This is a genomic window from Xanthomonas arboricola (assembly GCF_003353015.1).
GTDB lineage: Bacteria > Pseudomonadota > Gammaproteobacteria > Xanthomonadales > Xanthomonadaceae > Xanthomonas > Xanthomonas arboricola_E.
Map to the genome: position 1 here is coordinate 549,369 of NZ_QREM01000008.1, position 12,365 is coordinate 561,733.

Genomic DNA, 12,365 nt, shown 5'->3' on the forward strand with positions numbered 1-12,365 from the left:
TGAATACGCCCTCGGATTGGGGCGACGAACGGACTGCGCAGTGATGCGAAAACCACATTGGTGAACGCCAGACCCCGTCCGAGCTGAATTGTGGGGTCGGTGGTTGCAGCGCGACGGCAACACAACGCACCCTGAACTCCCCACCTGGAGCGACCCGATGAAAGCTGTCGTCATCACCCGTCACCTGCCGATCGACGATCCGGCCGCATTGCTTGACATGGAACTTCCGGCCCCGCCGGCCCCATCGGGGTATGACTTATTGGTGCGTGTGGAGGCGATCTCGGTCAATCCGGTCGACACCAAGGTGCGCGCACCCAAGCCGCAGACACTGGATGCGCCGAAGATCCTGGGCTACGACGCGGCCGGCGTCGTCGAAGCGGTGGGTCCTGACGTCACCGCGTTCGCGGTCGGCGACGAGGTCTACTACGCGGGCGATATCGGGCGACCGGGCAGCAATGCGCAGTATCAATTGGTCGATGCACGCATAGCCGGCTGCAAGCCCACCTCGCTCAGCTTCGCCCAGGCCGCGGCGCTGCCGCTGACCACGCTGACCGCGTGGGAGCTGCTGTTCCAGCGCATGCCATTCTCTTTCGACGGCGCGCGCAATCGCGGCAAGCACGTGCTGATCATCGGTGGCGCGGGCGGCGTGGGCTCGATCGCCATCCAGTTGGCGCGGCATGCCGGCTTCAGCGTGATCGCCACCGCCTCGCGACCGGAGACCATTGAATGGGTGCGGCAGATGGGCGCCCAGCATGTGATCGACCATCACCAGCCGCTGCTGCCGCAGCTGCAGGCCCTGGGGATGCAGGACGTGGAGGCCGCCCTCAACCTGGCCGACACCGATCGCTACTGGGAACAGCTGGGCGAGGTCCTGGCACCGCAGGGGCATGTGGGCCTGATCGTGGAGCCGCGCGGCCCGCTGCCGATCGGCGATCCCTACAAGGCCAAGTGCATCGGCATCCATTGGGAACTGATGTTCACCCGCGCCCGCTACGCCACCGAGGACATGGTCGAGCAACACCGCATCCTCAACCGCGCCGCCAGCCTGATCGATGCGGGCGAGTTGCGCACCACGCATACCGAAACGCTGTCGCCGATCAATGCGCAGCACCTGCGCGAGGCGCATCGGCGCCTGGAGAGCGGCAGCACGATCGGCAAGCTGGTGCTGGCGGGCTGGTGAGCGGCATCAGCGCCTGAGGTTTGCTGCCGCGTGGCGCACCGGCCTGCTGGCTGCACAGATCGAGCGCTCCGCCGCAGCCCCGGGCTGCCGACAGCACCGGCCGCGCGCGTCAAGACTTGCCGGCAGGCCCGTTTGCCGGCATCGTGCGTACTCCGTACGCCAGCGTATCCACACCATGTCGCCCGCCACCGGCCCCTCCGCCTCGCCTTATCCGCACCTGTTCACGCCGCTCGATCTTGGCTTCACGCAACTGCGCAACCGCGTCCTGATGGGCTCGATGCACACCGGCCTGGAAGACCGTGCGCGCGATTTCCCCAAGTTGGCCGCGTATTTCGCCGAGCGTGCGGCCGGCGGAGTCGGGTTGATCGTCACCGGCGGGTTCTCGCCGAACGTGGTGGGCTGGCTCAAGCCGTTCGGCGGCAAGCTGTCCTGGCCGTGGGAGGTGCGCCCGCATCGCCAGGTCACCCGCGCGGTGCATGCGCACGGCGCCAAGATCTGCCTGCAGCTACTGCATGCCGGGCGCTACGCCTATCACCCGCTGTCGGTGGCGCCGTCCAGGCTCAAGGCGCCGATCAACCCGTTTACCCCGCGCGCGCTTTCGGCACGTGCGGTGGATCGGCAGATCGCCGCCTACGCGCGTGCGGCGCGGCTGGCGCGCGAGGCCGGCTACGACGGCGTGGAGGTGATGGGATCGGAAGGCTACCTGATCAATGAATTCACCGCCGCGCGCACCAACCAGCGCAGCGATGCCTGGGGTGGCGATGCCGCAAGACGCATGCGCTTTGCGGTGGAGATCGTGCAGCGCATCCGTGAGGCCTGCGGGCCGGACTTCATCATCATCTACCGGCTGTCGCTGGTGGATCTGGTCGACGGCGGCAACCAGTGGCAGGACATCCTGGCGCAGGCGCAGGCGATCGAAGCGGCAGGCGCGACCATCATCAATTCCGGCATCGGCTGGCACGAGGCACGCATTCCGACCATTGCCACGTCGGTACCGCGCGCGGCATTTGCCGGTGTGACCGCCAAGCTCAAGCCGCACCTGCGCATTCCGGTGGTGGCGACCAACCGCATCAACATGCCGGACGTGGCCGAGCGCATCCTTGCCGACGGCGCGGCCGACATGGTGTCGCTGGCGCGCCCGCTGCTGGCCGATCCGCAGTGGGCCGACAAGGCCCGCGCCGGCCAGTCGCAGGCCATCAATACCTGCATCGCCTGCAATCAGGCCTGCCTGGATCATGTGTTCGAGAACAAGTTGGCGAGCTGCCTGGTCAACCCACGCGCAGCGCACGAAACCGAACTGATCTACGTACCGACCGCCGATCCCAAACGCATTGCGGTGGTCGGTGCAGGCCCGGCCGGCCTGGCCTGCGCAACAGTGGCCGCCGAGCGCGGCCACCGCGTGACCCTGTTCGATGCAGGCGATGCGATCGGTGGGCAATTCAACGTCGCCAGGCGGATTCCCGGCAAGGAGGAATTCAATGAGACGCTGCGCTATTTCGGTCACCGTATCGAGGCGACCGGGGTGCAGTTGCGCCTGAATACCCACGTACAGGCGGCCGATCTGAAGGACTTCGACGAGATCGTGCTGGCCACCGGTATCGAGCCGCGCAAGGTGGATTTCCCTGGCGCCGATCACCCGATGGTCGTGAGCTATCTGGACGTGGTGCTGGGCCGTCATGTGGCTGCCGACAAGGTCGCGATCATCGGGGCCGGCGGGATCGGTTTCGATGTCGGCGAATTTCTCGTGCACACGGGGCAATCGCCGTCGCTGGATCCGGCACGCTGGATGGCCGAATGGGGCGTGGACCCCAGCTTCGAGACCCCTGGCGCGTTGACCAGCCCGCAGCCCGAACGCCCTGCCCGCCAGGTCTGGCTGCTGCAACGCAGCCCCGGCAGGCCCGGCGCGCGCCTGGGCAAGACCACCGGCTGGATCCACCGCGCCACGCTCAAGGCCAAGGGCGTCAAGATGCTCGGGGGCGTGGAATATCTGGGCGTGGACGACGCCGGGCTGCGGATCCGCGTGGAAGGTAACGAGCAACTGCTCGATGTCGGCACGGTGGTGGTCTGCGCCGGGCAGGAACCGCGCCGTGACCTGCTTGCCGCGCTGCAGGCGGACGGCCGGCAACCGCATCTGATCGGCGGTGCGGATGTCGCTGCCGAACTGGATGCCAAGCGTGCGATCAATCAGGCCTGCCGACTGGCGGCGACGTTGTAGTGTGCATTGCTGCGACGGGCTGAAGGCCACGGCAGCTGGCCCATGATGCCCGTACGCACACGCGTGCGAGCATCGTGGGAGTCGGGGTTCAACGACACCGCCGATGATCGCGATGATGAAGCGTTGACCGCTGTGCACATCCGACCTTCGCATCTCGAGATATCGCTGCTGCGTCAACACACCGACACAAGCACATCCTTCGGTGACGATGCTGTGCAGCACAGATTGCGGCTGACGCTGCAACCATTGGCCAGGCACGGCCTTGCGACGCTCGCAACTTTGCAGGAACGCACTGCGTGGCATGCGCGCCGCACCGATCCTTGCAGCATCCGCTGTCGCCTCGGCGATGCGACGCATCCAGCGGCGGCCTTGCGCGGTCGTCACCGAGCGCAGCGGTAGATGCCGCAGGCCATCACACGCGTCAAGCCCGCCTATTCAGCCGCGATTCTGTGATCGCCGCCTACCTTGCGCCAACTTTTTGACCCACCGCATTTGGTGGGCACCTCCGGTAGATCCTCTTTCGCCGGAGACCGGGCGACCCGTGGCAGGCCGCCTCCCCATGACGCCAAGCCCTCTGTACTGGTGCATCCACCTTGGATGCTCTGCGGACCGGCCCATACGGAGCAAGGAGTTCTATGAAACTGGTTTGGATACTTTGGCTGTCGCAGTTGTTGCCGCAGCCGGCTGCAGATTCGTTGTGCCTGAGCACCACCGTGTACCTGGAAGCACGCGACCAGACCTTGCGCGGCCAGCAAGCCGTCGCGGAAGTTGCGTTGCGCCGTCTGGACAGTGGTTTGTGGGGCGATTCGATGTGCCAGGTGGTCACTGCGCGCAAGCAGTTCGCGCCCACCATCGTGGCTCCGGGAACGCAGCTGAAAAATGACGATGCCTGGAACAAGGCACTGGATGTTGCACTGGCTGCAGAGCGCAACTGGGCGCTGCCGGTGGGTCAACGCAAGGAAATCGTGCCGGGCGCCAGCCACTTTGCCGCAAGCGCGATCGCCAGCCCGAGCTGGCGCAATGCATATCAGGTGGCCACCATCGGCGACCACACGTTCTATCGCGTGCAGAAGCTGCGTCCACGCACCGCATCCTGACGTGACCCACGCACTCACGCGTTGCCGCTAAGCTGGCGCCTTCGTTTTTGTGCGGAAATTCTCATGAAGCTGTACACCAAGCCGGGCGCCTGTTCGCTGGCAGATCACATCGTGCTGCGCTGGTCGGGGTTGCCCTTCGATCTGGAAGTGGTCGACGCCGCAACGATGAAGTCCCCCGAATATCTGCGCCTCAATCCAGCCGGTGCCGTGCCGCTGCTGGTCGTCGACGATTGGGCACTGACCCAGAACGCGGCCATCCTGAACTACATCGCCGACATCGCGCCGCTCACCGGGCTGTCCGGCGATGGCACTGCGCGCAGCCGTGCGGAGATCAATCGCTGGATCGCCTTCGCCAATGCCGATGTGCATCCGGCCTTCAAGCCGATCTTCGGCAGCACCGCCTATCTGCAGGACGAGGCGCTGATTGCGCGCAGCCATGACGACGCGCGCAACAAGCTGCGCGCCCTGTACGAACGTGTCGACGCGCATCTGCAAGGACGCAACTGGCTGGCCGGCGACACCCACACCGGCGCCGATGCGTATCTGTTCGTGACGCTGCGATGGGCGCAGAAGACGGGCGTGGACCTGAGCGGCCTGGACGCAGTGGCTGCTTTCGTGCAGCGCATGCTCGACGATGCCGCTGTGCAGGCCGCACTGAAGGCCGAAGGCCTGGCCTGAGCCGGGCGCACCGCATGATGTGATCAGTGCGGCGGCAACGCGTATCGCAGCGGCCGTGCAGGATCGATGGGCGTGATCGCGCCTTTCTCGCGCCACCGCCCAACGCATGTAACCCAACGCATCACGGACGCGACCCATAAAAAACGCCGGGCACTGCCCGGCGTTCTTCATGTACTGCCAAGCCGGAAAACTCAGCCCAGCAGATGCGACACGCCGCCGCGCTCTTCTTCCAGCTCGGCCAGGGTCTTGTCGATGTACTTCTGGCTGAAGTCGTCGATCGGCAGATCCTTGACCAGGGTGTACTCGCCGTTGGCGGTGGTGACCGGGAAGCCGAAGATCACGCCTTCCGGAATGCCGTAGGAGCCGTCGGACGGCACGCCCATCGTCACCCACTTGCCATTGCTGCCCAGCACCCAGTCACGCACGTGATCGATCGCGGCATTGGCGGCCGACGCTGCCGAGGACAGGCCGCGCGCTTCGATGATCGCCGCGCCGCGCTTGCCCACGGTCGGGATGAAGGTGGACGCATTCCATTCCTGGTCATTGATCGCATCGCCGATGGACGCGCCATCGGCGGTGGCGAAACGGTAGTCCGGGTACATGGTCGGGCTGTGGTTGCCCCACACCACCAGCTTCTCGATGCCGCCGACCGGCTTGCCGAGCTTCTGCGACAGCTGGCTGAGCGCACGGTTGTGGTCCAGACGCAGCATGGCAGTGAAGTTCTTCGGGTTCAGATCCGGTGCCGACTTCATCGCGATGTAGGCATTGGTGTTGGCCGGGTTGCCGACCACCAGCACCTTGACGTCACGCTTGGCGACCTTGTTCAACGCCGCGCCCTGCGCGGTGAAGATCTTGGCGTTCTCCAGCAGCAGGTCCTTGCGCTCCATGCCCGGGCCGCGCGGACGCGCGCCGACCAGCAGCGCAACATCGATGTCCTTGAACGCCACTTCGGCGTCGTCGGTGCCGACCACGCCGGCCAGCAACGGGAATGCGCAGTCTTCCAGCTCCATGATCACGCCCTTGAGCGCGGCCTGGGCCTTTTCATTGGACAGTTCCAGCAATTGCAGGATCACCGGCTGATCCTTGCCCAGCATTTCGCCGGAGGCGATGCGGAACAGCAGGGCATAGCCGATCTGGCCGGCAGCGCCGGTCACGGCAACACGAACAGGTGCTTTCATGGGGAGTTTCCTCTGCTAAAAAACATGGGTGGAGGTGCACGCTGGCGTGGCGCGGGGCCTGGCGGCGCGCAGGGACAGACGAACGGCCGCACTCGGCGGCCGTTCGGGAAAAGCCATCAGGCGGCGAGGATCTTGTTCCACTCCGCGACGCGGTCGGCCTTGGCGGCCAGCACGGCGTCGGTATCGCCTTCGATCGTCACCTTGTTGATCACATCGCCCTGGGCGACGGCATCGACCACGTCCAGGCCCTGGGTGACCTTGCCGAACACGGTGTGCTTGCCGTCCAGCCACGGGGTGGCGGTATGGGTGATGAAGAACTGGCTGCCATTGGTGTTGGGGCCGGCATTGGCCATGGACAGCACGCCGCGCTCGTGGCCGACGCCGTTGTTGGCTTCGTCCTCGAAACGATAGCCCGGGCCGCCGCGGCCGGAGCCTTCCGGGCAGCCGCCCTGGATCATGAAGTCGGCGATGACGCGGTGGAAGCTCAGGCCGTCGTAGAAGCCTCGCTGGACCAGGTTCACGAAGTTGGCGACGGTCAGCGGGGCCTTGTCGGCGAACAGCTCGACCGCGATCGGGCCGCGGGTGGTGTCGAAATGGGCAATCAGGGACATGGAAATCCTTGCAGGTTTCAGGGTGTATGACAGCCCATTAGAATACACCCGGCCACGCAGGCGACCGTGCAGGTTGGACCATCGTCGGGGGTGCGCCGGCAAGCTGAATGGGCGTTTTGGACCGCCTGGCGGCCGAACGCAACGGCACGGCAACGAAACCGCTATAATGTCGGGCTTACCTCATCTCAAGACTGGCGCCAGACAGGGGCCCTTTCCGCATGTCTATCGAAAAACTCCGCAATATCGCCATCGTCGCGCACGTTGACCATGGCAAGACCACTCTCGTCGACTGCCTGCTGAAGCAGTCCGGCACCCTGTCCGAACGCACCGTGCTGGCTGAGCGCGTGATGGACAGCAACGACCAGGAAAAGGAGCGTGGCATCACGATCCTGGCCAAGAACACGGCCATCACCTGGAACGGCAACCGCATCAACATCGTCGACACCCCGGGACACGCCGACTTCGGTGGCGAGGTCGAGCGCGTGCTGTCGATGGTGGACTCGGTGCTGATCCTGGTCGACGCGATGGACGGCCCGATGCCGCAGACCCGCTTCGTGACCCAGAAGGCGTTCGCGATGGGCTTCAAGCCGATCGTGGTGGTCAACAAGATCGACCGTCCCGGCGCCCGCCCGGACTGGGTGATCGACCAGGTGTTCGACCTGTTCGACAAGCTCGGCGCCACCGACGAGCAGCTGGATTTCCCGATCGTCTACACCTCCGCCCTGAACGGCTACGCCAGCCTGGATTCGAGCGTGCGCGACGGCGACATGACCCCGCTGTACGAAGCGATCATGCAGCACGTGTCGGCACCGGCCGTGGATCCGGACGGCCCGTTCCAGATGCGCATCAGCCAGCTGGACTACAACAACTTCGTCGGCGTGATCGGCATCGGCCGCATCCAGCGCGGCGTGCTGAAGAAGAACATGCCGGTCAGCGTGATCGACCGCGAAGGCAAGAAGCGCCAGGGCAAGGTGCTGCAGGTGCTGGGCTTTTTGGGCCTGGAGCGCATCGAGCAGGACACCGCCGAGGCCGGCGACATCGTCGCCATCTCCGGCGTGGCCGAACTGACCATTTCCGACACCGTGTGCGCGCTCGACGCGCCCGAAGCGCTGCCGGCGCTGACCGTGGACGAGCCCACCATCTCGATGACCTTCCAGGTCAACAACTCGCCGTTCGCCGGTAACAAGGACCTGTCCGGTGGCAAGTTCCTGACCAGCCGCCAGCTGCGCGACCGCCTGGACCGCGAGAAGGTGCACAACGTGGCACTGAAGGTCGAGGAAGGCTCCGACGCCGACAAGTTCCTGGTCTCCGGCCGTGGCGAACTGCATCTGTCGGTGCTGATCGAGAACATGCGTCGCGAAGGCTACGAGCTGGCCGTGTCGCGTCCGGAAGTGATCATCAAGGAGATTGACGGCAAGCAGATGGAGCCGATCGAACAGCTCGTGGTGGACATCGAAGAACAGCACCAGGGCGGCGTGATGGAAAAGCTGGGCACCCGCAAGGGCCAGCTGAAGAACATGGAGCCGGACGGCAAGGGCCGCGTGCGCCTGGACTACATGATCCCGGCGCGTGGCCTGATCGGCTTCCAGAACGAGTTCCGCACCCTGACCCAGGGCTCGGGCCTGCTGTTCCACGTGTTCGACCATTACGGCCCGAAGGAACAGGGCGCCATCGCCAAGCGCCAGAACGGCGTGATGATCGCCAATGCCGCCGGCGCCACCCCCGCCTATGCGCTGGGTCCGCTGGAAGAGCGTGGCCGCCTGTTCGCTGCAGAAGGCGACAACGTGTACGAAGGCCAGCTGGTCGGTATCCACTCCAAGGACAACGACCTGACCGTCAACGCGATCAAGACCAAGCCGCTGACCAACATGCGCGCCTCGGGCAAGGACGATGCGATCAAGCTGACCCCGGCAATCAAGTACACGCTGGAACAGGCACTGGACTTCATCGAGGACGACGAGCTGGTCGAAGTCACCCCGAAGGAAATCCGCCTGCGCAAGAAGTTCCTCACCGAAAGCGATCGCAAGCGCGCTGGCCGTTCCGGCTAAGCACGGCCGGTCCCTCTTCGTGAGCAACACGCCCTACAGCCCGGATCCGCGCGCGCATCCGGGGCTGCACGCGATCGCCTTGCTAGAGGCGGTCAAGGGGACGCTTGCGCTGTTGGCGGCGACGGGCCTGGAAATTCTGGGCCCGCTCCCGCTGCAGAATGCGGTGAGCACGCTGATCCGCCGTTTCAGCCTGGATCCCGACCACGGCGCACTGCCGTCGCTGCTCAAGACCATCAACCCCGACGCCGTCCATCTGGCCGCTGCCGCAATGCTGGCCTACGGCCTGCTGCACGTCGTGGAAGCCTGGGGGCTGTGGCGTGCCAAGGCCTGGGCGTCGCTGCTGGGCTGCCTGTCGGCGGCCATCTACCTGCCTTTCGATATCTACGCCATCGTCCGCCATCCCGGCTGGACCGCCTGGGCTGTGCTGGCGATCAATCTGATCGTGGTCGGCGTGCTGGCACGCGACCTGATCAAGCGCCGGCGGCGCTGACGCCCTGCCCGTCTGCGGGCACCTCATACACGTTGTCACCCCGACGCAGCGCCGTTAGCCTGCCAACAGTCCTCCGGGGAAGACCAACCAATGCGATCCACCACCTTGTCCTTCGCGCTGCTGCTTGCGCTGTGCGGCCATGCGTATGCCGATGACCTGACGCCGGCCGGTGCCGGCGCCGCCACCGGGCATGAAGACCTCGGCGATGCCGACATCGGCGGTCTGCAGGCACGCATGATGTCCGGCAAGACCAGCAGCCTGGATCTGACCCGCGCCTACCTGCAGCGCGTGGCGACCATCGATCGCGCCGGCCCCACCCTCAATTCGGTGATCGAACTCAACCCGCAGGCCGAAGCCGACGCGCGTGCACTGGACGCCGAACGCCGTGCCGGCCGCGTGCGCGGCCCCCTGCACGGCATTCCGGTGCTGCTGAAGGACAACATCGATGCGCTGCCGATGGTCAACAGCGCCGGCTCGCTGGCGCTGGCCGATTTCAGGCCGGCCCGCGATGCCTTCCTGGTGCAACGCCTGCGCACCGCCGGCGCAGTGATCCTGGGCAAGACCAACCTGAGCGAATGGGCCAATTTCCGCTCCACCAAGTCGAGTTCCGGCTGGAGTGCACGCGGTGGCCTGACCCGCAATCCCTACGTGCTGGATCGCAATCCCTGCGGCTCCAGCGCCGGCACCGGCGCGGCGATCGCCGCCAGCCTGGCCACGGTCGGCATCGGCACCGAAACCGACGGCAGCATCACCTGCCCGGCCGCGGTGAACGGTCTGGTCGGGCTCAAGCCGACCGTGGGCCTGGTCAGCCGCGACGGCATCATTCCGATCTCGGCCAGCCAGGACACCGCCGGCCCGATGACGCGCAGCGTCGCCGATGCGGCCGCCGTGCTGCAGGCGATCGCCGCGCCCGACCCGCAGGACCCGGCCACGCGCACTGCGCCGGCACCCACCCCGAACTACCTGGCGCATCTCAAGCGCGATGGCCTGCGTGGCGCGCGCCTGGGCCTGCTGCGCAATCCACTGCGCGAGGATCCCGCGATCGCCGCCACCTTGAACCGTGCGGTGCAGACCCTGCGTGCGGCCGGCGCCACCGTGATCGAAACCCGCCTGGCGACCGACGGCCAGTGGGATGCTGCCGAACAGACGGTCTTGCTGGTCGAGTTCAAGGCCGGCCTGAACGCCTATCTGCGCAGCCACGCTGCACCCGTAGCGAGCCTGGAGCAATTGATCGCCTTCAATCGCAGCCACGCACAGCGCGAGATGCCTTACTTCGGGCAGGAGTTGTTCGAGCAGGCGCAGGCCGCGCCCGGGCTCGACGATGCCGCCTATCTCACCGCCCGCGCCACAGCCAGACGCCTGGCCGGGCCGGAAGGCATCGATGCCGCGTTGCAGGCCAATCGCCTGGACGCCCTGATCGTGCCGACCACCGGGGCTGCCTGGGTCACCGACCTGGTCAAGGGCGACACCTTTCCCGGCGCCGGCTATGGGGCCGCCGCGGTGGCCGGTTACCCGAGCCTGAGCGTGCCGATGGGACACACTCAGGGCCTGCCGCTGGGCTTGTTGTTCATGGGCAGCGCCTGGAGCGAGCCACGCCTGATCGAACTGGCCTACGCGTACGAGCAGCGCAGCCAGGCGCGGTTTGCGCCCGGCTATGCGCCGACTGCGCCCAGCGCACCGGCGGCCGCGCCTGCAGCTACTACACCGTAGTCGCAGGCTCGCCGTCTTCAGCACCGGGCGAGCGCACGCTCTCCGGGGCGATCGGCGCGGCGGCGCGCAGCGGCGGCTTTTCCTGCGCGGCGATTTCGGCACGGATCCTTGGCAAGGCGTAGGGGTGCTCGCGGGTCAGGAAGTCGATCATGCGCTCGCGGCAGATGCAGCGCAGGTCGAACGCATCGCCGGAATTGCGCGCGCTCACCAGCAGGCGCACCTGGATCGTGCTCTCGCTGGTTTCGGTCACCTGGGTCACGCAGACGCGCCCATCCCACAGCGGCTCGCTCCTGCAGATGCGCTCCAGCTCGGCACGCACCGCCGCGATCGGGGTGCGGTAGTCCAGCCACAGGAATGCGGTACCGAGCAGGTCGGCGCTGCTGCGTGTCCAGTTCTGGAACGGGTTTTCGATGAACCAGGTGAGCGGCACCACCATCCGTCGCTCGTCCCAGATCCGCACCACCACGTACGAGCTGCCGATCTCCTCGATGCGGCCCCATTCGCCTTCCACGATCACCACGTCGTCCAGCCGGATCGGCTGGGTCAGCGCGATCTGCAGTCCGGCGATCAGGTTGCCGAACACCGGCTTGGCCGCGATACCGGCCACCAGCCCGATGATGCCGGCCGAGGCCAGCAGCGTCTTGCCGATCTGGCGCACCTGCTCGAAGCCAAGCAGCACCACCGAGATGCCGAGCAGGATCACCGCGCCCATCACCACCCGGCTCAGCACGCGCGTTTGCGTCTGGATGCGCCGTGCGGTGAGGTTGTCGGACACTTCGATCGGGTTGCTGCGCAGGATTGCCATCTCGCCGGCAGCGACCGCACGGACCAGCAACCAGGTCACGCAGCCGACGATACCGACGTGCAGCAGGTGCTGTACCGCAGTCAGCGCCTTGCCCGACAGCGGCGTCGCCTCGGTGGCGACGCCCAGAAACAGCAGCGGCAGGATAAAGGCCGCCGGCAGCGTGACCACGCGGATGATGCGTGCGCGGCGGTAGTCGCGGCCCTGCATGCGGCGAAACAGCCACAGCAGCAACGACCAGGTGACGATGCCCGCGAGCAGCGCGGCACCAAGCGGGATTGCGTAGTCGCGGATGACGCTCCAGTCGGCAGTCAAACCGTTCCTCCTGTGGGGGAAAGAGGGATGGCTGCAACATC

Annotated in this window: 10 protein-coding genes; 7 read left to right on the forward strand and 3 right to left on the reverse strand. The window is 66.3% G+C overall.

All coding sequences use genetic code 11. The annotated features are described in order from the left end of the window. Positions 1–157 precede the first annotated feature (157 nt). From C0541_RS10420 to C0541_RS10435, 4 genes are all read left to right on the forward strand, one after another. Entirely contained in the window at positions 158–1,180 is a 1,023-nt protein-coding gene (locus C0541_RS10420; RefSeq protein ID WP_115048104.1) for a zinc-binding alcohol dehydrogenase family protein, read from the forward strand. 175 nt (positions 1,181–1,355) lie between these two features. Then, complete coding sequence (locus C0541_RS10425) at positions 1,356–3,395, forward strand: NADPH-dependent 2,4-dienoyl-CoA reductase (protein ID WP_115048106.1); 2,040 nt, start codon at positions 1,356–1,358, stop codon at positions 3,393–3,395. 635 nt (positions 3,396–4,030) lie between these two features. Continuing rightward, a complete protein-coding gene (locus tag C0541_RS10430; protein ID WP_016905076.1) occupies positions 4,031–4,492 on the forward strand; it encodes a cell wall hydrolase in 462 nt (153 codons plus the stop codon). Positions 4,493–4,555: 63 nt separating this feature from the next. Further along, a complete protein-coding gene (locus C0541_RS10435) occupies positions 4,556–5,170 on the forward strand; it encodes a glutathione S-transferase family protein (protein ID WP_115048108.1) in 615 nt (204 codons plus the stop codon). Between the two features lie 191 nt (positions 5,171–5,361). Here the strand turns inward: C0541_RS10435 and C0541_RS10440 are convergent, their stop codons facing one another. Both C0541_RS10440 and C0541_RS10445 read right to left on the reverse strand, forming a co-directional pair. Then, a complete protein-coding gene (locus C0541_RS10440; RefSeq protein WP_065046558.1) occupies positions 5,362–6,348 on the reverse strand; it encodes a malate dehydrogenase in 987 nt (328 codons plus the stop codon). Between the two features lie 116 nt (positions 6,349–6,464). Next, positions 6,465–6,959, reverse strand: a complete 495-nt coding sequence (locus C0541_RS10445; RefSeq protein WP_102252625.1) for a peptidylprolyl isomerase — start codon at positions 6,957–6,959, stop codon at positions 6,465–6,467. Between the two features lie 218 nt (positions 6,960–7,177). On the opposite strand from C0541_RS10445, the gene typA reads away from it, so the two are divergent. The 3 genes from typA to C0541_RS10460 all read left to right on the forward strand — a co-directional run bounded on the left by typA (position 7,178) and on the right by C0541_RS10460 (position 11,207). Then, positions 7,178–9,007, forward strand: a complete 1,830-nt coding sequence (gene typA / locus C0541_RS10450) for a translational GTPase TypA (RefSeq protein WP_115048111.1) — start codon at positions 7,178–7,180, stop codon at positions 9,005–9,007. A gap of 19 nt (positions 9,008–9,026) precedes the next feature. Continuing rightward, positions 9,027–9,497: a DUF2127 domain-containing protein gene (locus C0541_RS10455; protein WP_115048113.1), complete on the forward strand. Its 471-nt coding sequence runs from the start codon at positions 9,027–9,029 to the stop codon at positions 9,495–9,497. Positions 9,498–9,602: 105 nt separating this feature from the next. Then, a complete protein-coding gene (locus C0541_RS10460) occupies positions 9,603–11,207 on the forward strand; it encodes an amidase (protein ID WP_193725912.1) in 1,605 nt (534 codons plus the stop codon). Here C0541_RS10460 and C0541_RS10465 read toward each other — a convergent pair. After that, positions 11,197–12,324 (reverse strand): mechanosensitive ion channel family protein, encoded by a 1,128-nt coding sequence (locus tag C0541_RS10465; RefSeq protein WP_115048115.1) that lies wholly within the window; start codon positions 12,322–12,324, stop codon positions 11,197–11,199. The genes C0541_RS10460 and C0541_RS10465 overlap by 11 nt on opposite strands. Positions 12,325–12,365: the final 41 nt, after the last annotated feature.

Coding starts and splice junctions, on each gene's coding strand:
- C0541_RS10430 (WP_016905076.1), top strand. CDS start 4,031: ATGAAACTGGTTTGGATACTTTGGCTGTCGCAGTTGTTGCCGCAGCCG.
- C0541_RS10445 (WP_102252625.1), bottom strand. CDS start 6,959: ATGTCCCTGATTGCCCATTTCGACACCACCCGCGGCCCGATCGCGGTC.
- C0541_RS10440 (WP_065046558.1), bottom strand. CDS start 6,348: ATGAAAGCACCTGTTCGTGTTGCCGTGACCGGCGCTGCCGGCCAGATC.
- C0541_RS10435 (WP_115048108.1), top strand. CDS start 4,556: ATGAAGCTGTACACCAAGCCGGGCGCCTGTTCGCTGGCAGATCACATC.
- C0541_RS10420 (WP_115048104.1), top strand. CDS start 158: ATGAAAGCTGTCGTCATCACCCGTCACCTGCCGATCGACGATCCGGCC.
- C0541_RS10425 (WP_115048106.1), top strand. CDS start 1,356: ATGTCGCCCGCCACCGGCCCCTCCGCCTCGCCTTATCCGCACCTGTTC.
- typA (WP_115048111.1), top strand. CDS start 7,178: ATGTCTATCGAAAAACTCCGCAATATCGCCATCGTCGCGCACGTTGAC.